We start from the raw sequence: 22,522 nt of genomic DNA on the forward strand, positions 1-22,522 counted from the left end.
CACATGACCAAGATGACCCACGGCCGCGTCCCGCGCGGCCTCGTTTCCGTGCACGCCGATGGCGGCAGCCAGCCCGACGTGAAAGCGCTGGTGGAATCGCTGAACAAGGCGTTTGCCGAGTTCAAGGCCGAGCACACCAAGCAGCTGGAAGAGATCAAGAAGGGCAGCGCCGATGCACTGCAGGCCCTGAAGGTCGACAACATCAACGCCGATATCACCCGGTTGCAGGCCGCGGTCGACCAGGCCAACACTCAGATGGCCGCATTCCAGATGGGCGGCGGCAGCGCCGGCAGCGGCGTGGCCGACGCCGAATACACCGATTCGTTCCGTGCACACTTCCGAAAGGGTGAAGTGCAGGCGTCTCTGAACAAGGGTGCCGACAATGAGGGGGGCTACCTGGCCCCGGTCGAATGGGATCGCACGATCACCAGTCGCCTGGTCATCCTGTCGGATATGCGACAGCTGGCCAAGGTGCAGCCATGCTCGGGTGCTGGCCTCACCAAGCTGTTCAACATGGGCGGCACTGCGTCGGGTTGGGTTGGCGAAACTGCCGCGCGCCCCCAAACCGGTACGGCGCAGTTCCAGGCGCTGAATTTCGGATGGGGCGAGATCTACGCCAACCCGGCCGCCACTCAGCAGCTGCTGGATGACGCTGAAATCGACCTGGAGGCGTGGCTGGCAGATGAGGTTGAAACCGAGTTTGCCAAGCAGGAGGGCACGGGCTTCTGGTCCGGCGACGGCGTCAACAAGCCATTCGGCATGCTGACCTATGTCGAAGGAGGCGCCAACGCCACCAAGCACCCGTTCGGTGCGATCAAGGCCGTGAACAGCGGTGTGGCGGCAGGCATCACGGGCGATAGCATCATCGATCTGGTGTATGACCTGCCGTCGGCGTTCACCAAGGGCGCCAAGTTCGCGATGAACCGCAAGACGCAGGGCACGGTCCGCAAGCTCAAGGATAGCCAGGGCAACTACCTGTGGCAGCCGTCGCTGGTGGCCGGCCAGCCGTCGACCCTGGCCGGCTTTGCGGTGCAGGACGTGGCCGCGATCCCGGATGTGGCAGCAAACGCCATCGCCGCGCTGTTCGGTGACTTCAAGCAGACCTACACCGTGTACGACCGCAAGGGCGTGCGCGTGCTGCGCGACCCGTACACCAACAAGCCCTACGTGATGTTCTACACCACCAAGCGTGTGGGCGGCGGTGTGCACAACCCGGAGCCGATGCGCGCCCTCAAGATCGCGGCTTCGGCCTGATCGCCCATCCGTCGGGCGGCCTCGCGCCGCCCGGCATCCATCCTGCGATCGAGGAGACGCAATGGCAAAGTTCATCAAGCCCTTCCGTGGAGTGCCGGAAGGCGAGATCTATCCGGTCCAGTTCGTTGCCGGCGACGACTGCCCGCCCGAGCTGGAGGCTGGCGCACTCTCTGTCGGCGCGCTCAGTCTGATGGCAAACGCCCAGCAGCCGTTCCTGCTCGGCTCCAGTGTGCAGCCTGCAAGCTTCGAGCTTCCCGACGGCAGCGTCCTGCTGCTGGGCGACGTGGTTGCCCGGGCACACGCGGCCTCGGGGCTGTCGGTGGAGGACTGGAACGCGCTTGACGAAACCGCCCGCGAAGTCGCCATCGCGGAAACGGTCGGAAACCTGTCCAGCGCGGACGATAAGGGCCAGGCCGCTGCTGAAGACAAGCCGGGGCTGGTGGCCCAGCTTGAAGCTGCCGGCATCCCATTCGACAAGCGCTGGGGGGCGGAGAAGCTGGCCGCCGCCCTGGCTGAAGGGAAGAAGGAGTGATCCATGCCCCTGTTGACGCCTGAGCAGTGCCGCGCCCAATGCAAGGTCGATGGGGATTACGCCGATGCAGAGCTGGCGGCGCTGCTCGCATCGGCCGAGGACGCAGCAGCGGCATATCTGAATCGGTCGCTGTTCGCCGACCAAGCGGCACTGGACGGGGTGTTGGACGCGTTCCCGGCTGCGGCTGCGGCAGCCGCCTCGGCCTACGCTGCCGCCATGACGGCGGCAGATTCTGAGCCGGATGCGGCCAAAGCAGCGGCGATGCGTTCCGTCGCCAGGCAACGTAAGGCATCCGCTGATCTGACCCAGTCGCGGAACCTGGCTGGAATGGTCATCAACCCGAGCTTGGCGGCAGCCGTCCGGTTGACCTTGGCGCACTTGTGGGAGAACCCGGCAGCAGTGGTTATCGGCGCCACCGCCGTCGAGTTGCCGCTCGGCGTGATACCACTGCTGCGGCCATATCGGCGGGTGATGACGCCATGAGCCCCAAGAACCTGCGACTCAAGCTGTTCAAGCCGACGACGGAGCGCGACGACTACGGCGAAGAGGTAGAAACCTTCACGGAGGCCGGCGAAGTCTGGGCGGCGGATGAGCCGCTGTCCCTGCGCAGTACCAGCGCCGTGCTTGGGGTCGAGTCCGGTGCGCTGAACGCTCCGGACCTTCGGTGGATGACGGTGCGGGTGAACCGTGAGATCGAACCGGGATGGCGTGTAGCGCGCACCACCGGGCGCGACGGCGGCAAGCAGATGCTGGTGATCGCGGTACGCGCCTCCAAATCGCCATTGGACATGCACCTGATAGCGAGGCTGCAACATGGGTGACTTCGATATCCACATCACCGGCCTGAGCGAGCTCGAAACGGCACTGCTGGAGCTGTCGGACAAGGCAGCCCGTCGCGCACTCCGAAAGGGCATGCGGCGGGGCGCAATCGTGGTCAGAAACGATGCCCGCAATCGCGTCAGGATCGCCCGGGGCAAGTTGCGGCGGTCCATCCGGGTGCGGGAGCGTAGCGACGACCAGGGCTGGATGCGGTTCGCTGTGGAGGTGCCTCGATCGGCTTTCTACGGCAAGTTCGGCGAGTACGGCACATCTAAGATGGCCGCGTGGCCGTTCATGCGCCCGGCGGCGGAGTCCAAGACCGAGGAGGCGGTTGGCACCATGCGTGACGCCCTCGGTCAGGCCATCCAGGACGAAATGCGGAGGACCCGGCGATGAACCTCGATCTTCGCCTCACGGCCGCCGCTGGCACGATCACCGCAGCGTTCTACCCGTTCCCCGCACCCAAGGATCGCCCGCCGCTGTACGTGACGTACCAGCGCGCTGGCGGCAAGCGGCACGCGACGCTGAACTCTGGTGCCGGCGCTGAGCGAGGTACGTTCCAGATCGATGTGTGGGGGCCGAAGAAGGGGCCTGTGAGGGAGCTCGCCGAGCAGCTCAAGGACGGCCTGCCGGACCTGCTCAAGGTCGGCGAGATCACCGACAACCCCGACGACTACGAGGCGGACACCGCGCTTCACCGCGCCAGTTTCGATGTGACCGTTTGGGCCTGACAGCCCGGAACCTCACCAACCAACAGCCGCCTCCGGGCGGCTTTTCTTTACCCCAAGGAGCAAACCATGGCCAAGAACGAAGCGATTTCCGCGCAGGACTCCGCGCTGTACGTGAAGAAGGGCACCGAGCCCACCACCCCTAACGATCCGGCTGGCTATACCGAGGTCGATGGCCTGACGGGCTTCCCGTTCGGCCGCGGCCAGGCCAATACCCTGGACGCCACCAACCTGAAGTCCAAGCAGGTCGAGAACATCGCCGGCCTGGCTGGCGGGCAGACCGTGCAGGTTGCAGGCCACCGCTGGCCGGTGGGCAAGTCGGCCGGCCAGGAGATCCTGCGCGACGCAGAACCGGATGAGGATCTGCACTTCTTGATGGTCCTGCCGACCGGCGATGCTGCCACGTTCGTCGGCAAGGTCGCCGGCTTCAACGTCACCCCGGGCACCAACGCAGTGCTCACCTTCACCGCGGACCTGCTGCCGCGTGACTTCACCATCGTCACCCTCGGACCGTAAGCCATGACCCTCCTGAACAAGAGCCAGATCCTCGCCGCTTCCGACCGCAAGACCGAAGACCTGGAGGTCAAGGAGTGGGGCGGCACCGTCCGTATCTCCACCATGTCCGCCAGCGACCGCGACAAGTGGGAGCAGGACACCTACGGCGGCGAGAAGACCAAGACCGAGGACTTCCGCGCCCGCTTCGTGGCACTGTGCCTGGTCGATGAGAAGGGCGACCGGCTGTTCACCGACAAGGACGTGGCACAGCTCGGTGCGAAGTCTGCTGCGGCTCTGGACCGCGTGTTCCGCGCTGCACAGAAGCTCAACGCCCTGGGCGACGCTGCGATCGAGGACGCCGAAAAAAACTGACGAGCCGGCCTGAGCGCCGGCTTCAGTTTCGGATCGCGTGGCGGCTTGGCTTCCCGCATCCAGACCAGATGCTGGCGGGGATGGACTCCCGCCAGCTGACGGAGATGTACGCCTTTGCGCGCATGGAGCCGCTGGACCAACCTCTGCAGGACATGTTGGCCCAGCTAACCGACGTGCTGGCGCGTGTTCATGGCAACGAGACGAGCCCGAAAGACTTCCTCCTGGTGCGTGAGGCGCCGCAACCGGTGGGCGAAGGGGTTGCCCGCGCCCAACAGATCGCCGAGCTGTTCCAGGCGGCGTCAGCGAAGAACTCTGTCCATTGAGCTAGTATCTGAAGCTCAGACGAGGGAAAACCATGAGCGAGATTGAGGCAGACGATGCGGCTACGGTGGAAGAGGCGCGAGTAAGTAGTGAGACACTACCCCTCGTTATTCAGACGGTCGGCGGTCTGTCGGCCGCAGTTGGCGTTTTGAGCATCGTTGTGGCGCTCACGGGCGTTGCCCCGTGGCTATTGGGTGCAGGGGTATCTTCACTTCTGGCAGCGCCGTTTCTGTATGGATTTGCAGACATAGTCCTCAGCTTGAGGAAGCTGTGTTCGAAGCAGTGAATTAAGTAGCTGAAAGAGTGCACTAAGCCGGCCTGGCGCCGGCTCATATTCATTGGGGCGCCTCATCGGGCGCCCTTTTCTTTGGGAGAGACCAATGACGTCTACCGCAGCCACCATTGATGTGCAGCTGCGGGCAAACACAGCTGCCTATCGTTCCGAGATGGTGCAGTCCGCCCGCACCACTACCCAGCAGCTTGGTTTGATCCGAAAGGAGGCATCGCAGACGGCGGTATCGATCGCAAATCTCAATCGAGCGGCAGTCGGCTTTATTGGATTCGAAGCCGTTAAGAGTGGGGTGTCAGCGTTGCTTGATGCTCAGAAGTCCATTCAGCAGATCCACTACGGTCTATTGGGTGCGACTGGATCGGCTCAGGCCGCAGATAAAGCGTACGCATTCGTGGCGCAGACCGCCAAGGAGCTTGGTCTCAATCTGGAAGAGGCCGGGAAAAGCTTCACCAGCATGTCAGCCGCTGCCACAGCCAATGGCATCGCAATGAAGGACCAGCAGGAACTGTTCCGTCAGCTATCGCGCTCGGCTACGGTGATGCACCTTACCAGTGAGCAGATGGGGCGTGCTACGACTGCACTTGGACAGTCCTTCAGCAAGGGTAAGTTCCAGGCTGAGGAGCTGCGTCAGCAGTTGGGCGAGGCTATTCCTGGAATTGTCCCGCGCTTTATGCAGGCAGTAGCCAAGATGAACGAGGGAACTGCACTGGCAGGAAAGTCCTTCGACAAGCTTCTGCAGGACGGCGACCTCAGCGTCCAAAGGTACTTGCCAGCAATGATCAAGGCGTTGGAGGCGTCTGGCACTGGAGCGGAACAGGCCGCCAAAGGTCTAAGCGCCGAGTTGAATCGCCTTTCCACCGCATGGTTCAACCTGAAGGTGAAGACCAGTGGTGGCGTTTTCAGCGACGCTGCAATTTCGTCCGTGCGGTTCATGGCCGAAAACTTGGAGAACGTGACTGGTGCGGCGACGCTGGCCGCTGGCGTCATTGCCGGCCGTCTTGTTGGCATGGGTATTGGCAGGTCGTTCAGTGCGGTCTCGGCCCCAATCAGCAGTCGCATTGCTTCCGCCGACCAGGCATCTGAGATTGCCAACGTCGCGCGTGAGCGGGCCAGGGAAGCTGCAGCTGCAGTCAGCCAAGCTCGGGAATCAGTTCGTCTCACATCAGCCTGGAAGGCTCAGGCTGCGGCTGCCCAAGATACTGCTCGAGGCCAGTTGGCCGTCGCCTCAGCCGCCCATGAGGCAGCTCAGCGGACGTTGGACCACCAGCAGGGGGCGGCGACGCTATCGGCGAACCTACGTGCTCAGAAGGACGCTCAGGCCGCAGTTGTCGTCACCCAGCGTAACTTGGCGCGATCCCAGGCGGAGTACAACGCGGCAGTTGCCTCCGGTGCCCGCGCGGATGCGGCAGCAACCGCTGCGAAAGGCCGCTACATTCTCGCGACGGAGGCCGCCACCGTCGCTACGAACACCTTGGGTGCAGCCCGAGCCAAAGAAGGTGCTGCCGGGGTGGCTGCGTCGCTGGGCGGGATTGCGGCGAACGGACTACGCAGCGCTGGAAGCGGGCTGCTCGCACTGGCCGGTGGCCCATGGGGTGCCGCCGCGATCGCAGTCGGGGGTGTCGGCATTGCGTACATCGACATGGTGCGAAAGTCCGAACAGGCGAGGGAGGAGTACGCACAGCAGGTCAAGTCCCTTGAGCTACTGGCCTATCAGATATCTGATGTCACGGAGCGATTTCAGAAGTTCGGTAGTGAGGTCTCTCTTAAGGATTTCATCGGCCAATGGAATGAGGCCGCGCAGAAGATCAAGCAGTCGGAGGATCGGGCAAAGGCGCTTGAGGCGGCTGTCCGCAACTATCAGGCGCTGGTGGATCAAGGACGAACTTCGACGCGCGAGGGATCAGGTCTCACGATTGTTGGTGATATGGAGCGCCTTGCAGAGGCCAAGGCGGATCTGAAGAAGTTCCAGGAGGAGGTCGCGCCGACCCAAGTCAAGTTCGAGGAAATGTCGACTGTTCTTCGATCTCGTCTGACACCGGAGCTGTTCGAAGCTGCAAAGGCCGCCGCAGCGCTTGGTAAGGAGAAGTTGGAGGAGTTCTTGGCGGCGCTCCCGGAGGCGGCACGCCGTGCAATAGATGCAGGAAATGCTATCCAGGGGATGCTGTCTGGACTGCGCACCGATAGCTGGAAGGATCAGGTTGAGTGGATCAAGAAGTCTAGGGGGGAGTACACCGCGTGGATGGCCGAGCAAGGCAAGGTCATCAACGACAATGGCGGTGTCCAAGCTCTGACGCCGCAGGAGCGGGCTTCCTTCAATGCTGAGGCCGCGCGGAAGAAGGCGCACTTTGAGCGCATGAAGGTGCTCGAGGACGAGAAGAAGTCCAGTGCTGCGGCTGCCCGCTCGGGAATCGCCGACGCCAAAGCTCAAGAGAACCAGTACGCCTCAATCACTGATCGGATCAAGCGACAGATCGCTCTGGACAAGGAGCAAATGGGCCTGACCGACAATATGACGGCGGCGCAGAGGCTGCAGGTCGTCATCACGAACGAGATGGCCTCGGCAAAGAGCAAGTTGAGCGCAGAAGAGCAGAAGCGCGTAAAGGCGCTGCTCGATGAGGCGGTTGCGCAGGGGAAGGCACTGGCCGCGCAGGAATCTGCGAAGAAGGCGGCGGAGGACTTGCTGCGGCTCCAGAAGGAGCTGAACGAGGCTGCCGTCACCCAGCAGCAGGCCAATGCGATCGACCTGGCCGGCATCGGCACCGGCAGCGAGCAGATGGAGCGCATGCGTCGCCAACTGCAACTCAAGGAAGAGTACGACCGTCGACTGTCCGCGCTGAATGATCGCAATGCCAGCGCCAACAACGGCAGCGGGTACACCAAGGAGCAGTACGCGCAGCAGCTGGACGAGCTAGGAAAGTACCACCAGGAGGCGCTGCAGTCGGAAGCGCAGTACCAAGCGGATCGACAGCGCTACATTGGCGATTGGTCGCAAGGGGCATACAGCGCGTTTGCGGACTACTCCGCGCAGGCAGCCAATAGCGCAGAGCTGAGCAATCAGGCATTCACCAACGCATTCCAGGGAATGGAAGACGCGCTGGTGAACTTTGCGATGACCGGCAAGCTCAGTTTCAGCCAGCTGGCCAACTCGATCATTGCCGACCTGGCCCGGATCGCGGCCAAGCAGGCGACGTCGGCTCTGTTCAACGCGGCGTTCAACGCTTTCGCCGGTCCAGTGGGTGCCGTACAGCGCGAGAAGATTGTTATTCCCGGTTTCGATGGCGGTGGCTTCACCGGCCACGGTGGGCGGCTGGAGCCGGCCGGCATCGTGCACAAGGGCGAGGGCGTGTTCAGCCAAGACGATATGCGAGCGCTGGGCGGGCCATCGGCTTTCCAGGCGCTACGCGCCTCACTGCGACGTGGCTACGACGCTGGCGGTATCGGCGGGCAGGTTCCAGCTCGCGTCGCGCTAAGCGGCCGCCAGGGCGGTCAAGGCGGGCCGGTGGTGGAAATCCACAACTACAGCGGCAGCAAGGTCCAGCAGCGCGAGGAATCGCAGACGCTGCCGGATGGGTCGGAGATCCGCAAGTTGATCGTGCAGATCGGCAACGAGGAGCTGGACGGCGGCTCGTGGGGCCGGGTTGGCCAGGCCCGCTATGGGTGGCAGGACAGGTTGGGATGAGTGGGCCGGCGCGGGGCTTCCGCGCCGGTCTCTATGAGATTGATTGTTCGAAGCGAGGAGCACATGGATTCCTTCCCCAGCTATGCCGAGATCCGCTTTGCGGACTACGGCGAAGAGTTCGACCCGGCGGTCGAGCGGACCGAGATGGAGCGGGGGGTGCCGCGGCAGAGGTTGCTCAACACCCGCGTTCTACAGACCATCGAGGCATCGGTGCAGTTCCGATCGGCGCAGGCCGTTGCTGACTTCGAAGCCTGGTACTTCGAAAGCCTCAAGCGAATCGGCTGGTTCAACATCGAGCACCCGCGCACGGGCCAGATCGTTCGGGCGCGCTTCCAAGGGGGCAAGATCGGCAAGCTGCAGCCGCTCAACACTTTGTTCCGGTTCGCCAAGCGCGACCTGGTGCTGGAGTACCTGCGATGAGCACGTTTACCGAGCGCCGACAGCGCACTGACGACACCTCCGGCATCCTGCTGCTGCTGGAGCTGAGCGCGCCGTCGTTTACTGAGGTCCTGCGCATCGTCAACGACACGATCGATTGGCAGAGTCAGGGCAGGGTCTATACGGGCTTCCCGTTCGGATTCAAGCTGCCCGACGATGTGGGCGGGCAGGCGCCTCGCGCTCAGCTGGTACTGGACAATGTCGGCCGCTCGATCACGGAGGATCTGGAGCGGCTACAGCCTGGGGAGCTGGTGACCGCGCGCCTGATGATCACCGATCGAGCCGACCCGAACGTGATCGAGGCCAGCTACGACTTGCCTATGACGCAGGTGGTCGTCAACAGCCGAACCGCATCGGCCCAGCTCGGGGTGGACTTCCTGATGCGCCAGCAGGCGGTCACGTTGCGTGCCAACCCCTTCACCCTGCCGGGGATCTTCTGATGCGACTGGCAGCGGTGGAGAAGTTCGTTGGTGTCCCCTACGACGCTGACTGTTTCGATTGTGCCGACCTGGTGGTGCTGGTGCAGCTGCAGCTGTTCGGGCGGGCAATCGCACTGCCAGGGCGACGCCCGCGCGGGCTGCAGGGTGCCGCCGAGCTGGGGGCGCTATCGCGGCCCTATGCGCACCGCCGAGACGGACCACCCATAGACGGCGACCTCGTCCTGATGATCGATCAGGGACACAAAAACCCCGGCCATGCCGGGGTTTTCTTTTTCCTGGCCCATGAGGGTTGGGTACTCCACAGCAACGAGCGCAACGGTTGCAGCGTGCTGCACCGCGTGCGCGATCTGCCCGACTTCGGGCTGCGAATCGAGGGTTACTACGCATGGGCCTGATGCACCCGTCCACTGATCCCGGCCGTCTGATCATCACCCCACACCCGGTGATGCTCGATGGCCAGCAGAACCTGGAAGCGGACCTACGCCCGGGTGAGAGCCTGTATGGCTTCCTTGCGCGCCACGTCGAAGGCCTGGACGGGCAGGCGTGGCTGGTCACCATCGGCGGGCGACCTGTGGAGCGGCACCTGTGGTGCCACGTCTACCCCAAGCACGGTCAGGTGATCGAGATCCGGGGCGTGGTCGGCAAGAGTGCCATCCGGCTGGTGGCCCAGGTGGCGCTTGCCTACTTCACCTTGGGTGGAGCGACCATCGCCGGCTTTAGCATCGGCACGTCCACCGCCCTTGGCACGGCGATCGCGCGCGTGGCGGTCTACGTCGCCGGCAGCATCCTGATCAACAAGGTGCTCGGGCCGAAGCTGCCCAGCGCTGCCTCGGTCACGCCTGCCGACACCGCCTTCTCCCTGTCGGCGCCACGCAACCGCCCGCGTGCCTACGAACCCCTGCCGTTGCTGTTGGGCAGCGTGCGCATTGCGCCTGACGTAGCCAGCAACCCGTACATGAATTACGAGGGCGATGAGCAGTATCTGTCGCTGGTGCTGACGCCGGGCCTGAATGTGGGGCGCGTGGAAGCTCTCTACAACGGTGATGCGCTGCTGAGCAGCTTTGAGGACGTGCAGGTCTGGCACAACGGGTTCCCCGGCATGCCCAGCCAGACCATCCCGCTGTACAGCAAGGCGGGCAGCGTTGACGGTGGTGTGATCTATGACACCAGCAGCGATCCGAAGCACACCCCGAGCAAGTGGGTTCAGCGCACCAGCTCCCCGGGGGCGATCCGGCTCCAGGTGAACATCGATTTCCGGATCTTCGACGCCGATTCGAAGGGCCGCGAGTACGAGAATCGCGAGCAGATCCAGATCCAGTACCGCGCCGTAGGCGAAAGTGCCTGGCGCGCGTTTGGCACCTACAGTGTGGCCGGCCGGACGCAGAAGTCACGTCGGGCCACCTACGGGCTGGACGTAGCGCCGGGCCAGTACGAAGTGCAGGTGCGCACCACCGGACAGAACACCGACGGGAACAACGCGCAGGCCAGCTTCACCTGGACCAACCTGGTCAGCGTGCTGCCGGACACCGCCAGCTATGACGGCATCCCGCGCATTGGCATCCGCATGAAGGCGTCCGGGCAGCTCAACGGCAGCCCGGACGAGGTGCGCTGTGTGGCCCATGCGCAGCCCATCCCGGTGTGGAAAGGCGAGGATGTTGGCTGGGTCACCGAGGAAAGCAGCAACCCCGGTGCGCAGATCCTGGCCTACGCCCGCGGCATCAAGTCGCCAGCGGGCGTTCGCATTGCCGGGATGGGGCTGCCTGACAGTCAGATCGACGTGGAGGCGCTCAAGGCCTTCATGCTGCACTGTGCGGCCAACGGCTTTACCTACGATCACCAGGTCGCCGACAAGCGTAATCACCAGACGGTGATGGACGCGATCGCGCTGGCCGGGTTCGGGCAGATCGCCTGGCCGAAGGGCCGGCTGGCCGTGACCTGGGCCGCAGATGAGCAGCCTCTGTCGGGCGTGGTCAACATGGCCACCATCAAGAAGGGTCAGTTCCAGGTCGAATACACGCTGGCCAACGGTGCCGACGGCATCGAGTACAGCTACCTGGACCGCGCTACGTGGGAGGCGAAGACCTTGCGCGTGCCAGCGCCGGGCGTGACTACCATGCTCAATCCGGCGCAGGTGACGGGGGAGGGCGTGACCAGCGAGGCGCACGCCGCCACGCTTGCCCGGTGGCATCTGGCGCAGAGCCTGTATCAGTACAAGTCGATCAGCTACAGCACGGACATCGAACACCTGGCCTATGGCCGCATGTCGGTGCTGGCGCTGCAGCATGACCTGACGCAGTGGGGCTTCGGTGGCCAGGTGCTGTCCGCGACCATGGGGCCGGGGCGCACAGTGACGCTGCAGCTGGACGTGCCGGTGCCGGGCCGCGCACAGACCAGCGCGTTCATCGGCCTGCGCATCCCGGGGGAGCGGGTGTACCGCGTGCTGAAGGTGGTTCCCTTCACCGGTGAGAGCGACCAGCTGGAGCTGGCCGATCCGTGGCCGGCCGACGCCGCGCTGCCGGGCGACAGCGACGGCAATCCGGCGTGGGACACGATCTGGATCTACGACTTCAAGCAGACGCCGGGCTACCGCGTCCGCGTTGTGGGCATCCAGCCGGAGAACGACCTCAAGGGCGCCGCGGTCGACGTGGTAGCCGAGGGGCCGGAGTTCTGGCACTACGTCAAGACCGGCACCTACATCCCGCCGGCAGAGGGTTCGCAGCTGGCCACCCGGCCGGTGGCCAGCAACCTGCGCATCACCGAGCGCCAGGTGGTGCAGGGCGATACGCTGTTCACCGAACTGCAGGCCACGTTCGATATCAGCGGCCCGGTGGGCGAGATCCGCGTGCTGTCCGACGTCGATCGCAATGGAGAGCTGGAACAGGTTGCGTCCACGAGCACGCGATCGGCGAGCTGGCGCATCCCTGGTGCTGGCGTCTACCCGGTCACGGTCCGGCCGTACAACCCGGATGGCCTGGCCGGCGTAGCGGTCACCGCGACGTATACCACCCGCAATGCGGGTGAGCCGCCTGTGCTGGTCGACCTGTTCGACGTGGAAGAGCGGTCGGGCGGGGTGCGCCTGTATACCTGGGGCTGGTTGGAGACCACCACGCAGTCTCCGGACTTCGCGGGCGTGGAGATCCGCTACACCGAAGGCAGTGTCGTGGCGCCGGATTGGAATGCCATGACCCCCGTGGGGCAGGCCGGCTTCCACACTGCGCCCTTTGAAGCGGTTGTGCCTGCCAGCGGCAAGTGGACGTTTGCCTGCCGCTCACGCAACACCAGCGGTGATCTGTCGGTGGCCATGCAGGTCATCCGCAAGGAGCTGCAAGCCAACCTCGGAGAGGTGATCGGCGGAGTCGAAGAGGGCCAGGCCGAGCTGGGCAGGGACCTGCAGAAGGAGATCAGCGATCGCATGGATGCGGACCTGGCCGAGGCGGCGGCGCGCGCAGAGGGGCTGTCGAAGGCCGCGCAGGATCTGGCGGCGGAGGCCAGCGCACGAGCAGAAGCGGTTGCCGGTGCGATGGATGCGGTCAGCGCGGAAGCCCGTGCGCGTGTCGACGCCATCTTGAACGAGAAGCTGGAGCGGGAAGCGGATATCACCCGGGAGCAGCAGATCCGTCAGAGCGCCGATGAATCGCTGGCGCGCGCGGTGTCGGAGGTCGCGGCCGGAAGCGGTACGCAGTTCGACAGCATCAAGCTGTGGCCGTTCAACCAGACGGTGGAAGGGTGGACGGGCAATGGTGCCCCGACGCTGGCAGATGGCTGGCTGCGGCCTGCCAACCACGCCACCGCGCCGTGGGTACAGTCGCCGGTCGCCTTGGCCGTGGACGGCAGCGCTTATCGCTTCGTGAAGCTGCGCGTGAAGCGTGTGGGCTCTCCGGCTTGGGGCGGATTCCTGCAGTGGATCACGACCACGGATCAGGCATGGAACACGCAGAAGCGCGCCGCTATCCAGGAACCGGCGTGGGACGCCAGCGGCGTGGCCACCGTGGACGTGCAGGACGTTGCCTGGTGGCCGGCTACGGTCGACGCGATCCGCCTGCAGCTGGGCGCCGAGCAGTCGGTGGCCAACTACTTCCTGATCGACTACGTCGCGGTAGGGCGCCCGCAGCCTGGGGCCTCCGTCGCGGTGGTTCAGGCCGAGACTGAGGCCCGGATCACGGCCGATGCTGCTGAGGCTGCCCAGCGCAACACGCTTGCGGTGCAGATGCGAGGCAACTACACCGGGTCCGATCCGCTGGAGCTGACCTCGGGCCTGGCCTACGAGGAGCTGAAGGCCCGCGTGGCTGCGGACTCGGCACAGGTGCAGCGCATCAGCACGATGGAAGCGCGGATGCCTGTGGGCACCGGCTCCCTGGCAACGGCCGCATCGGTGACGGCGCTGCAGGAAGCAACCGCGACCACCACCAGCGCGCTGGCGCAATCGATCACGTCGATCAATGCCGCGCTGCCGGCGATGATTGCTCAGGGCAGCAACATGGTCCTGAACGGCTCGTGGCAGTCCGACAAGGACGTGGGCTGGACCTACGACCCGGGTGCTACCGGGACCAGCTGGCCGGCGAGCGAGGGACGGGCCGGCGGTCAGTGCGTGCGCTTCGATCAGGGAACCATCCGGCAGAAGGCTGCATACGCCAACGGCCGCACGACGCTGCCAACCAGCCCAGGCAAGAAGTATCGCTACAGCTGCTGGTATCGCAGTACCCCGGAATTCAATGGCAACGCGTCCAACAGCAAGTTGCGGTTGGCGAACCAGAACGGGGAGCTGATCGGCGGTGCTACGCCCTTCGTTGCTGGCAAAGCAGCTTGGACGTACCTGAGCGCTGTATACGCAATCCCGGAGAACACGTCGATTGCGGGGTTGCAGCTGAGCATCCTGGCCGACAACACCGCGGGCACGCTGTGGGTTGACGATGTTGCCTTGGAAGAGGTGACTGAGCTGCTGGCGAACGCACAGGCGATTTCCGACCTCAGCACCAAGGTGACCCAGCAGGGTGAGACGATCACCTCCCAGGCCGGGCTGCTGACCTCGCTTCGCAGCGACCTGACGAACGTATCCGGAAAGACCGACGCCAACGCAACGGCCCTGCAGAATCTGACGACCCGGTTGACGACGGCCGAGGGCAGGATCGATTCAACCTCGACCAGCGTCACCAAGCTGCAGTCGGACGTGTCCTCGCTGCAAGCCGCAACGGAAGTGAATAGTACGGCGTTACAGGTCCTCAACACGCGTGTTACCCAGGCCGAAGGCAAGATCACTGCCCAAGCCGACCAGATCACGGACCTGTCGGCCGGCGTCACAGCGTCGTTCAACCGCGGCGAGAACCTCAACGCCAATGCGATGTTCGATGGCGGCATGGCGCCCTTCGTCAAGGGCAATGCGAGTGCGGTCAATGGCGATGTGACGTGGGTAAGCGGTGCTGGTCAGCAGGGCTCTGCGATTCAGATGGTGAACAAGGCAGGATCGACGGCGACACCGTATGTCTATGCCAATGATGCGCGCTGGGTGCCGCTGAAGATGGGCCGTACCGGCCGTCGGCTGCGCACGGTGATCGTTGCCAAGGTAGTGGCGGGGAGCGCAACGCTGACCGCGCGCTGCAGGCTTCGCAACAGCACCGGGGAGGGCAACGACGATCAGACCACGCCCAACCTCACCACCGCCTGGCAGCGCTTCATGCTGGAGCATCCGGTGGGGGATGACCGCACCGAGGCGATGAGCCAGGTGTGGATCACCAATCGTGGGTCCGTCGACGCTACGGTTCTCGTTGACCGTATCGAGTTCTACGACGTAACCGACGAGCTGCTGATCAGCTCCAACGCTGCGGCGACGGCCGGGCTCACCACCACGGTGAGCCAGCAGGGCACCAAGCTGGACGCAACGGCGCGCGACCTGACCAGCCTGAAGACGCAGGTGGGTGATGTGTCGGCCACAGGCTTCAACCAGCTCAGTACCAAGGTGACGCAGCAGGGTGAGACGCAGACGGCGCAGGCTCAGCAGATCACAGGATTGCAGACTTCGCTCGGCGGGAAGGCTGACGCAGCGGTTGTGCAGGAAATGCAGACCAGCATGGGGGCAATTGCTGGGTCGCCCAACCTGCTGGCGAATGCACAGCTGCTTAACCTTGACGGCTGGGGAGGTGAGTATTCCGCACAAGGCCTGCAGATCCGGGCGAAGTACCTCTCGACGTGGGAGCAGGACGGGGGGATCCCGTGGGGTCGCTCCGGCCTAATCCTGGTAGGCACTGTGAACAACGCTGCTGGGCATATGGTGATCTACCAGCAGGAAGTCGCGGCGCGTGAGGGGCAGGAGTACATCATGTCCGTATACGCAAGCGGTGGCTGGGCCACCTCGGTGGACATGACGTTCCTTGATGGTCAAGGCAACAATCTGGGGCAGGCCAGCAGCCCGTATTTCCCGCCGCTCCCAGGAGGCAACAATCTATCGGGGCACAGTCGCATATGGGTACGTGGCAAGGCACCGCCGGGCTGCGTCCGCATCCGACCGCACCTACAGTTCCGCGTCGACTCGGGCCAAGGGGATCACTTCTTGCGCCTGACCATGCCGCAGTTGGAGGTCGTGACCCCATCTCAGACGGGCCCGAGTCCATTCAACGTAGGTGGGCTTGAGAGCCATGCCTCCTGGCGCGTCAACGTGCGTACAGATGGGAGGGTGGCGGGTATCAAGCTGGACTCGAACAACGGGGTCAGCGCCTTCGACGTGCTAGCCGACATGTTCCGTTTGTCGTCGCCTTCGAACGGTATGCGCATCGAGTACAGCGACGGCCACTTTCGCATCTACGACCAGAACGGGCGAATGCGGATGCGGTGGGGCATCGCGCCGTAGCAATCATGGAGGGCTGGAACACCAGCCCTCCCCAACCCACAGGAGGCCACATGCAGATTGTGTTGGAAGTGAACGATGAGAACGGCAATCGGCTATGGGACCTTGCAAGCCGATTAGGCCTGCTGTGCGGCTTTGCGTGGTCGGATGCAACACCAGGAAATGGCTTCGCAGCCAACCTGCCACCAGGGGAGTTCTTCTACATTCCCATCATTCCCTCTGACTCGCTGGGCTACGTCCCCGTGGTTGGCTACGCGAATGGTCGGGTGTACTGGGCACTCAACAAGAACGGCAGCGGTCAGTACGTCGGCACCATCAAGCCGGTCAAGTTCTACTATGGGGTGCGCTAATGGCGAAAGTAGCAGTAGAGATTCTGAGCGATTCCGGCACCACGCTGATCAGCGAGGACACGCCATCGCTGGTGCTGAAGCAGAGAATCCGCATCGACGTATCCCCAGTGATCTACCCGGGCAACAACCCGGGAGGCAACTGGAAATATGCGGAGATGATCCTTAACGCCGAGGCCCCGATGGTGGCATTCATCGGCGACCCCTACCCATTCTTTCCCCAGCTTCAGGAGATCGGTGCCAACCAGTTCAGGCTGACGTTGTGGACCAATACGCCCGCGCGCCTGCAGGGTTGGGCCTACGTGTTCGATCGCCCCACCAACGAGGATGCGCAGTATCTGGCGCTGTGGGATGAGAACGTCCGTCTGACGTATGCGTTAGGCGCCAAGCCAATGCGGATCATTGGTGTAGGTGGCGTCTTCCCCAATGGCGGTATGGAAGAGGACAGGTTTCCCGACTTCACCGGCAAGACGGTGGCCGGGGTGATCTGCGCGCCGGCAACCAGCACTTTCCAGAATAGTTTCACCGTGATGGGGATCGGAAACGGGCAGGGCGTGAACGGAAAGCATGGGCTGTTCGGCAACGCCATCACCATCCCGAAGATCGGAACAGGCGGCTCGCCCAATCAGGCCGTGGTCGGGATCGTCATGGCGGTGGACGTAACGAACTATTGATTGATCGCAGTTGGTTGGCCATGGGCTACGCATCGTAGGGGCTCGCTGCACCATCAGCGCTTGATCAGCGCTAAAGTTCTTGGATTACTCGCCGATATCCTTCCAACAAAGAGCGAAGGGATGCACTTTAATGAGAGAAGGCGACAGTGCTGCCACGTTGGTAGTGATTGCTTCGATTGTTTTGGCCGGCTTCGTCTGGTGGCTGTCGAGACAGCTCGGCGTTAGTTTTGAAGTTACGTTGGATTTCCTGAAAGGCTTCGTGCTGTTGTTGGTTCTATACGGCGCCTGTTCTTGGGTCGCCAGTCAAGCCGAATGGAGCAATCCCTGGCCGATCCTGCTTCCCGGGTTCTTTTTCGCCTCTTGGCCGATCATCGTTGCCAAGGGCAGCCGTACACCCGATTTCTTCATTGAGCGCGGACTTGATCCGGCATATGTGTGGTGGGCCACACCGGGGTTCCGAGGGGTGGGGTTAGTCGTACTGTTCGCTCTGGCCATTTGGATTTACGCCAAAAAGAACCGGTATCGCCAATAAAAACGTGGCCACAAAAAAACGTGGCCGCAGTGATGTGTTCCGATATTGAGTGATCTTCTAACTGCGCAGTCGTATCTGCCCACTCGGTGACATTGCTGGATCCGGGGCCGTAGGCAGCTCAACCCGGGGGCGCATGAGCAGCGCCGTGCCGGCACCAATTCCGAACGGTTCAGGCAGAGGGCCGCCGCGTTCGCAGGATCTGCGACCGCCGGTCGTATCCTCCCGGCCATGATCCCCTCCACCTACCAAGGCTTCCGCACCGCGCCGATCCCGTCTGGCTGGGTCCAGAACGGGGAGCGTTGGGACTTGTGGTGGAACGGGCGCTCAGTCGCCAACATCACTCCGGCTCCCGGCCGTGGTGTCCGTCTTCATTTGGATGCGCGGAAGATCTTCGAGACCAAGAAGGTTTTTGCCGCCAGCGTGTCTCAGGGCAAGCGCTACGCCGAACGGTGGTGCGCCGCCAGGCTGTACTCCAGCCTGCCTTTACGCGAGGCCGTTGCCCGCTTGACCGACGGCACCCCGATTCAGCCGGCACCGCCACCGCCCGGCCTTCCGCCAACCCGCGAGCAGCAGCAACAGGCCCGGCGCCTGGCCGAGGCGACAGCCACCGCCACGGCGAGGGTCAAGGAAGCGTTGGAGCCGGCCAAGCCGCCGGCGACTAAGCCCCGCCCGAAGGACGCCCGTAAGGCGTGGGTGAGGGAAGGGCTGGATCAGCTGCGGCGGGGCGTCTGAGCCGGCTACTGAATGGGATCATCCGGCAGATCTCGGACTTCTTCGCCTCCCCGCCATTCACCCGTCTGGCGGTCCACATGCAGGATGCGCGCGCTGCCTCGCTTCGCTACCAACACCAGATCTATGGTGCCCTTCCAGGACCGCGTCTGCTCCGGCTCGGTTCCCCGGTGATAGATCGAGATGCGCTCGAAGGTGTCGGCTACCAGCTGTCGGGCTTTCGTCCGCGCCTCGTAGTCTAGGGCGCGCACACCTGTCTGCAGGTCCGCCCACGCTTTGGCCACGGCCGGCGTGGGGCTGCTGGCCAGCGCACCTAGCTCGCGCTCTAGCAACTCGGCATCTGCCTCTTGTTCGGCCAGTGTCGCCTCCAGCTCTCTTGCCCGGCGCTTGAACGCGGCCGGCGCCTCTCCAGCATCATCGGCCAGCATGGCGTCGGTGATCCGCTCAATCTTCGCGGTGGTGTCAGCCACCCGCGCCCGCGCGACGGCCAATCTGCCGCTCAGCGCCTCCGATCTATCCCCACCCTCAAGCAATCTGGCCAGATTCATCTGGTCGGCGCAGTAGCTCATGATCGCGTGTTCGATAGGCACCACGCTGCAGCTGCCGGCGACCGCGCAGCCCATGCCCTGGGAGTTACCCACACAGATCAGCCGCCGATGCCCGTGCTGCGGGCTGCCATCGTCGCGGCGGCCGCGATTCATCAGGTTCTGCGCGACCATGGCCGACCCACAGTATCCGCAGTAGGAGATCCGCAAGCCGGTGATCAGGCCGGGAATCTCCCCGGTGCCCTTCTGTTTCGCACGCTGCTCGGTCGCCTGCTGCAGGTCTGCGAACTGCTCGGCGCTCAAGAGGGGCGGGTAGTACCCGGCCAGGCGGTACTCTTCGCCATCGATCTCCAGGACCTTTTCACCGATCAGGGCTCGGTTGCGCAGGATCCGATAGAGCTGGCCTGCCGGGTTGCCGCCGTTGGTCAACTGGAGGCCTTCTTCGGCAAGGGTGCGCATGATCCTGACCGCTCCGTGGCCGTCTCTGAACATACGAATTGCCAGCTTCGCCGCCTCGGCTCGCTCGGGCACGAGCTGGAACGTTTTGGTCTCCGGGTCCAGCCGGGTCCAGCTCGGGTCCTTGCCGTTCCTGATGACGCCGCGCCAAGTCCCGTCCTGCCACCCCTTGCATTGCCGGTGGATCGCCGCGCGCACCCGCTTGCTCTTGGTGTCGGATTCCTCGTGGGCCCGGATCATCACCAGCAGACTGTAGACCAGGTCCATGGGCTGGGCCTTGAGGCCGGCCCGGTTGTACTCGCGGCCGTCGCTGGCGGTTACCACGGTGATCCCGGCATTGATGATCTGAGCCAACTGAGCCTGCGCTTGGATGGGCTCTGCGCGGCTCAGCCGGTCGAGACCTTCAACGATCAGGACGGACCCCGACGGGATGCGGCCCTCATCGATCGCGGCCAGGAAGACGCCCAGTGCACCCTTAGTCACATGCCGCTGGTGATAGGCCGATAGGCCCTCATCCTGCATGGATAGGGCCGCGTCGAGCGCCATTCCATGCTCTGCCGCCCACCGCCTGGCGTATTCGAGCTGGCGGTCGGCACTGCTGCCGGCGGCCTGTTTTGGATCACTGAAGCGCAAGTAGCTGTAAACTCTCGCCTTTGTAGCCATAGCGCCAGGTCAAAGTCGTGTCGGATCGTAGAAGTATAGGGTTTGTTTCATTGGGGTGCCCGAAGGCCCTCGTCGATTCCGAGCGCATCCTCACCCAGCTCCGCTCGGAGGGCTACGACATCGTGCCGTCCTATGATTCGGCCGACGTGGTGGTGGTCAACACCTGTGGCTTCATCGATTCGGCAGTCACCGAGTCGCTGGATGCGATCGGCGAGGCGATGAACCAGAATGGCAAGGTCATCGTCACCGGCTGCCTGGGCAAGCGCCCGGAGCAGATCCGCGAGGCATACCCGAATGTGCTGGCGGTGTCCGGCCCGCAGGACTACCAGAGCGTGATGGAAGCGGTGCATGAAGCACTGCCGCCCAAGCACGATCCGTTCGTCGACCTGGTGCCCGACTACGGCATCAAGCTGACGCCGCGGCACTATGCCTACCTGAAGATTTCCGAAGGCTGCAACCACAAGTGCAGCTTCTGCATCATCCCGTCGATGCGCGGCAAGCTGGTTTCGCGCCCGGTCGATGAAGTGCTGCGTGAAGCCGAGCGACTGGTGCGTGGTGGCGTGCGCGAGCTGCTGGTGGTGTCACAGGACACCTCGGCTTACGGCGTGGACGTGAAGTACGCCGAGAAGATGTGGCGCAACAAGGCCTACCAGACCCGCTTGAAGGCGCTCTGCGAAGGCCTGTCGGAGTTGGATGCCTGGGTGCGCATGCACTACGTCTACCCGTACCCGCACGTGGACGAAGTAGTGCCGCTGATGGCCGAGAACCGCATCCTGCCGTACCTGGATATCCCGTTCCAGCACGCCAGCCCGCGCATCCTGCGCTTGATGAAGCGTCCGGGTGCGGTCGAGAAAACACTCGAGCGTGTGCAGAACTGGCGCCGCATCGCGCCGGACATCACCGTGCGTTCGACCTTCATCGTCGGCTTCCCGGGCGAGACCGAGGCCGAGTTCGAAGAGCTGCTGTCGTTCCTCGACGAAGCGCAGCTGGACCGCGTGGGTGCGTTCGCTTACTCGCCGGTTGAAGGCGCCACTGCCAACGATCTGCCCGATGCGGTGCCGGAGGACGTGAAGCAGGAACGCCTGGCCCGTTTCATGGAGAAGCAGGCGCAGATTTCCGCCGCGCGGCTGGAAGCCAAGATCGGCACCGTGCAGCAATGCCTGGTCGATGCCATCGAAGGTGACATCGCCGTCGCCCGTTCCAAGGCCGACGCGCCGGAGATCGACGGCCTGGTGCACATCCAGAACGCTGACCAGGTGCCGCTGCGCGTGGGCGAATTCGTCGACGTGGAAATCACCGAGAGCGACGAGCACGACCTGTACGGTGATGCGCTGGCGGCTGCCTCCCGCCCGGCGTTTGATCTCAAGGTGCTGTGACCGCCGCCGCCGGTGACAACGGCGGCCCACGGCGCTTCGTGCCGCCGCCGCGTGCGGCGGTCGACCCAGGGGTATTCAAGCATCCGCTGTTTGGCGGGTTGCAGGACTTCCGTGACCTGCTGGACGGCGCTGCATGGCCGTCCATCGCTGCGCTCAATGCGCGGCTGGAATTACCCGACAAGCGCCTGGTTGAACAGGATGCCGCGTTGCTGGCTGACGGCCTGCACTATGAAGCACGCATCGCCGAAGGTTGTATCGCCACCCGCGCCGACAACTGGCACGACCTGTTCAATGCCTTGGTGTGGGCGCGGCATCCGCAGGTGAAGCTGGCGCTCAACGCGCAGCAGTGCCTGCATATCGAGGCCATGCCTGTCGGCCAACGCAACCGTGCACAGGCTGCACTGACCCAGTTCGATGAAACCGGGGTCATCGTGCGCGTGCGTGATGTCGCGGTGCTGGCGGCATGGGACGCGCACGCGTGGTCAACGCTGTTCGAGCCGAGGCACTGGCGAAGCGGTGCTGTGGCCGTTGCGGCAGTGTTTGGCCATGCACTGATGGAGCAGGCGCTGCTGCCGGGCCGCCTGCTGGTGGGCAAGTGCGTGGTGGTGCAGGGGGATGATGATCACTGCATCGCCGAGGTGGCCGCCGCCATCCGCGAGGGCAGGGCGCTGACCGATCCGCTGCAACTGCGGCCGCTGCCGCTGGCGGGCATCCCGGGCTGGCATGAAGGACAGGATGCTGACTTCTACGCCAACTGCGGTTACTTCCGTCCGCTGCGTGCAGGTCGCGCGTACCCGCCGCCGTTGCTTCTATCGCTGCTTCGGTAGAGTCGACTGTCAGTCGACTGCTCTGCCTGGATCCCTGAAAATCCCCCGCTGCGCGCGCGAGTCGACTAACTGTGATCTCTCGGTAGGTTGTTCATCCGGGGCATCTTTGGAAAATGGTGGTTACCACACCTGTCCAGCCCCCAAAGAGCCCGGATGAACCACCAT

At 64.0% G+C, this 22,522-nt stretch carries 22 protein-coding genes; 21 read left to right on the top strand and 1 reads right to left on the bottom strand.

Going from position 1 to position 22,522, the window contains the following annotated elements; all coding sequences use genetic code 11:
* The first annotated feature begins 3 nt into the window (after positions 1 to 3).
* From ACMZPQ_RS15640 to ACMZPQ_RS15730, 19 genes are all read left to right on the top strand, one after another.
* Positions 4 to 1,254, top strand: coding sequence for a phage major capsid protein (locus tag ACMZPQ_RS15640; protein WP_414486155.1), 1,251 nt, complete (start codon positions 4 to 6; stop codon positions 1,252 to 1,254).
* A 61-nt stretch (positions 1,255 to 1,315) separates the two neighbouring features.
* Positions 1,316 to 1,786 (top strand): hypothetical protein, encoded by a 471-nt coding sequence (locus tag ACMZPQ_RS15645; protein WP_414486156.1) that lies wholly within the window; start codon positions 1,316 to 1,318, stop codon positions 1,784 to 1,786.
* A gap of 3 nt (positions 1,787 to 1,789) precedes the next feature.
* Complete coding sequence (locus ACMZPQ_RS15650; RefSeq protein ID WP_414486157.1) at positions 1,790 to 2,269, top strand: head-tail connector protein; 480 nt, start codon at positions 1,790 to 1,792, stop codon at positions 2,267 to 2,269.
* Entirely contained in the window at positions 2,266 to 2,607 is a 342-nt protein-coding gene (locus tag ACMZPQ_RS15655) for a phage head completion protein (protein WP_414486158.1), read from the top strand. The genes ACMZPQ_RS15650 and ACMZPQ_RS15655 overlap by 4 nt, the downstream gene beginning before the upstream one ends.
* Positions 2,600 to 3,001, top strand: coding sequence for an HK97-gp10 family putative phage morphogenesis protein (locus ACMZPQ_RS15660; RefSeq protein ID WP_414486159.1), 402 nt, complete (start codon positions 2,600 to 2,602; stop codon positions 2,999 to 3,001). Before ACMZPQ_RS15655 ends, ACMZPQ_RS15660 begins: the two co-directional genes overlap by 8 nt.
* Entirely contained in the window at positions 2,998 to 3,336 is a 339-nt protein-coding gene (gene gp17 / locus ACMZPQ_RS15665; RefSeq protein WP_414486160.1) for a tail completion protein gp17, read from the top strand. Before ACMZPQ_RS15660 ends, gp17 begins: the two co-directional genes overlap by 4 nt.
* 66 nt (positions 3,337 to 3,402) lie before the next feature.
* Positions 3,403 to 3,849, top strand: a complete 447-nt coding sequence (locus ACMZPQ_RS15670; RefSeq protein ID WP_414486161.1) for a phage tail protein — start codon at positions 3,403 to 3,405, stop codon at positions 3,847 to 3,849.
* A gap of 3 nt (positions 3,850 to 3,852) precedes the next feature.
* Entirely contained in the window at positions 3,853 to 4,200 is a 348-nt protein-coding gene (locus ACMZPQ_RS15675; RefSeq protein ID WP_164087157.1) for a phage tail assembly chaperone, read from the top strand.
* Positions 4,201 to 4,280: 80 nt separating this feature from the next.
* Positions 4,281 to 4,523 carry a phage tail assembly protein T gene (locus tag ACMZPQ_RS15680; protein ID WP_414486162.1) on the top strand — a complete coding sequence of 81 codons (243 nt, stop codon included), beginning with the start codon at positions 4,281 to 4,283 and terminating at the stop codon, positions 4,521 to 4,523.
* Between the two features lie 32 nt (positions 4,524 to 4,555).
* Entirely contained in the window at positions 4,556 to 4,807 is a 252-nt protein-coding gene (locus ACMZPQ_RS15685; protein WP_414486163.1) for a hypothetical protein, read from the top strand.
* Positions 4,808 to 4,901: 94 nt separating this feature from the next.
* Positions 4,902 to 8,492, top strand: coding sequence for a phage tail tape measure protein (locus ACMZPQ_RS15690; protein ID WP_414486164.1), 3,591 nt, complete (start codon positions 4,902 to 4,904; stop codon positions 8,490 to 8,492).
* Between the two features lie 63 nt (positions 8,493 to 8,555).
* A complete protein-coding gene (locus tag ACMZPQ_RS15695) occupies positions 8,556 to 8,912 on the top strand; it encodes a hypothetical protein (protein WP_414486165.1) in 357 nt (118 codons plus the stop codon).
* A complete protein-coding gene (locus ACMZPQ_RS15700) occupies positions 8,909 to 9,370 on the top strand; it encodes a DUF1833 family protein (RefSeq protein ID WP_414486166.1) in 462 nt (153 codons plus the stop codon). Before ACMZPQ_RS15695 ends, ACMZPQ_RS15700 begins: the two co-directional genes overlap by 4 nt.
* Positions 9,370 to 9,765, top strand: coding sequence for a peptidoglycan endopeptidase (locus tag ACMZPQ_RS15705; protein ID WP_414486167.1), 396 nt, complete (start codon positions 9,370 to 9,372; stop codon positions 9,763 to 9,765). Before ACMZPQ_RS15700 ends, ACMZPQ_RS15705 begins: the two co-directional genes overlap by 1 nt.
* 560 nt (positions 9,766 to 10,325) lie before the next feature.
* Positions 10,326 to 16,211: a host specificity factor TipJ family phage tail protein gene (locus ACMZPQ_RS15710; RefSeq protein WP_495495850.1), complete on the top strand. Its 5,886-nt coding sequence runs from the start codon at positions 10,326 to 10,328 to the stop codon at positions 16,209 to 16,211.
* A 50-nt stretch (positions 16,212 to 16,261) separates the two neighbouring features.
* Positions 16,262 to 16,558 (top strand): hypothetical protein, encoded by a 297-nt coding sequence (locus ACMZPQ_RS15715; protein ID WP_414486168.1) that lies wholly within the window; start codon positions 16,262 to 16,264, stop codon positions 16,556 to 16,558.
* Positions 16,558 to 17,229: a hypothetical protein gene (locus ACMZPQ_RS15720; RefSeq protein WP_414486169.1), complete on the top strand. Its 672-nt coding sequence runs from the start codon at positions 16,558 to 16,560 to the stop codon at positions 17,227 to 17,229. Before ACMZPQ_RS15715 ends, ACMZPQ_RS15720 begins: the two co-directional genes overlap by 1 nt.
* A gap of 130 nt (positions 17,230 to 17,359) precedes the next feature.
* The gene (locus tag ACMZPQ_RS15725) at positions 17,360 to 17,761 is read left to right on the top strand and encodes a hypothetical protein (protein WP_414486170.1); all 402 of its coding nucleotides are present in this window, start codon (positions 17,360 to 17,362) and stop codon (positions 17,759 to 17,761) included.
* Positions 17,762 to 17,989: 228 nt separating this feature from the next.
* Positions 17,990 to 18,493: a hypothetical protein gene (locus tag ACMZPQ_RS15730; RefSeq protein WP_414486171.1), complete on the top strand. Its 504-nt coding sequence runs from the start codon at positions 17,990 to 17,992 to the stop codon at positions 18,491 to 18,493.
* Positions 18,494 to 18,498: 5 nt separating this feature from the next.
* On the opposite strand, the gene ACMZPQ_RS15735 is transcribed toward ACMZPQ_RS15730, so the two are convergent.
* The gene (locus ACMZPQ_RS15735; RefSeq protein WP_414486172.1) at positions 18,499 to 20,124 is read right to left on the bottom strand and encodes a recombinase family protein; all 1,626 of its coding nucleotides are present in this window, start codon (positions 20,122 to 20,124) and stop codon (positions 18,499 to 18,501) included.
* Between the two features lie 47 nt (positions 20,125 to 20,171).
* On the opposite strand from ACMZPQ_RS15735, the gene rimO reads away from it, so the two are divergent.
* Together rimO and ACMZPQ_RS15745 are read left to right on the top strand one after the other, a co-directional pair.
* The gene (rimO, locus tag ACMZPQ_RS15740; protein WP_414486173.1) at positions 20,172 to 21,530 is read left to right on the top strand and encodes a 30S ribosomal protein S12 methylthiotransferase RimO; all 1,359 of its coding nucleotides are present in this window, start codon (positions 20,172 to 20,174) and stop codon (positions 21,528 to 21,530) included.
* Positions 21,527 to 22,357, top strand: coding sequence for a DUF3025 domain-containing protein (locus ACMZPQ_RS15745; protein WP_197582971.1), 831 nt, complete (start codon positions 21,527 to 21,529; stop codon positions 22,355 to 22,357). The genes rimO and ACMZPQ_RS15745 overlap by 4 nt, the downstream gene beginning before the upstream one ends.
* Positions 22,358 to 22,522 lie beyond the last annotated feature (165 nt).

Origin of the sequence: Stenotrophomonas maltophilia, assembly GCF_047497515.2 — a bacterium.
Classification (GTDB): domain Bacteria; phylum Pseudomonadota; class Gammaproteobacteria; order Xanthomonadales; family Xanthomonadaceae; genus Stenotrophomonas.

Coding starts and splice junctions, on each gene's coding strand:
- ACMZPQ_RS15640 (WP_414486155.1), top strand. CDS start 4: ATGACCAAGATGACCCACGGCCGCGTCCCGCGCGGCCTCGTTTCCGTG.
- ACMZPQ_RS15645 (WP_414486156.1), top strand. CDS start 1,316: ATGGCAAAGTTCATCAAGCCCTTCCGTGGAGTGCCGGAAGGCGAGATC.
- ACMZPQ_RS15650 (WP_414486157.1), top strand. CDS start 1,790: ATGCCCCTGTTGACGCCTGAGCAGTGCCGCGCCCAATGCAAGGTCGAT.
- ACMZPQ_RS15655 (WP_414486158.1), top strand. CDS start 2,266: ATGAGCCCCAAGAACCTGCGACTCAAGCTGTTCAAGCCGACGACGGAG.
- ACMZPQ_RS15660 (WP_414486159.1), top strand. CDS start 2,600: ATGGGTGACTTCGATATCCACATCACCGGCCTGAGCGAGCTCGAAACG.
- gp17 (WP_414486160.1), top strand. CDS start 2,998: ATGAACCTCGATCTTCGCCTCACGGCCGCCGCTGGCACGATCACCGCA.
- ACMZPQ_RS15670 (WP_414486161.1), top strand. CDS start 3,403: ATGGCCAAGAACGAAGCGATTTCCGCGCAGGACTCCGCGCTGTACGTG.
- ACMZPQ_RS15675 (WP_164087157.1), top strand. CDS start 3,853: ATGACCCTCCTGAACAAGAGCCAGATCCTCGCCGCTTCCGACCGCAAG.
- ACMZPQ_RS15680 (WP_414486162.1), top strand. CDS start 4,281: ATGGACTCCCGCCAGCTGACGGAGATGTACGCCTTTGCGCGCATGGAG.
- ACMZPQ_RS15685 (WP_414486163.1), top strand. CDS start 4,556: ATGAGCGAGATTGAGGCAGACGATGCGGCTACGGTGGAAGAGGCGCGA.
- ACMZPQ_RS15690 (WP_414486164.1), top strand. CDS start 4,902: ATGACGTCTACCGCAGCCACCATTGATGTGCAGCTGCGGGCAAACACA.
- ACMZPQ_RS15695 (WP_414486165.1), top strand. CDS start 8,556: ATGGATTCCTTCCCCAGCTATGCCGAGATCCGCTTTGCGGACTACGGC.
- ACMZPQ_RS15700 (WP_414486166.1), top strand. CDS start 8,909: ATGAGCACGTTTACCGAGCGCCGACAGCGCACTGACGACACCTCCGGC.
- ACMZPQ_RS15705 (WP_414486167.1), top strand. CDS start 9,370: ATGCGACTGGCAGCGGTGGAGAAGTTCGTTGGTGTCCCCTACGACGCT.
- ACMZPQ_RS15710 (WP_495495850.1), top strand. CDS start 10,326: ATGAATTACGAGGGCGATGAGCAGTATCTGTCGCTGGTGCTGACGCCG.
- ACMZPQ_RS15715 (WP_414486168.1), top strand. CDS start 16,262: ATGCAGATTGTGTTGGAAGTGAACGATGAGAACGGCAATCGGCTATGG.
- ACMZPQ_RS15720 (WP_414486169.1), top strand. CDS start 16,558: ATGGCGAAAGTAGCAGTAGAGATTCTGAGCGATTCCGGCACCACGCTG.
- ACMZPQ_RS15725 (WP_414486170.1), top strand. CDS start 17,360: ATGAGAGAAGGCGACAGTGCTGCCACGTTGGTAGTGATTGCTTCGATT.
- ACMZPQ_RS15730 (WP_414486171.1), top strand. CDS start 17,990: ATGATCCCCTCCACCTACCAAGGCTTCCGCACCGCGCCGATCCCGTCT.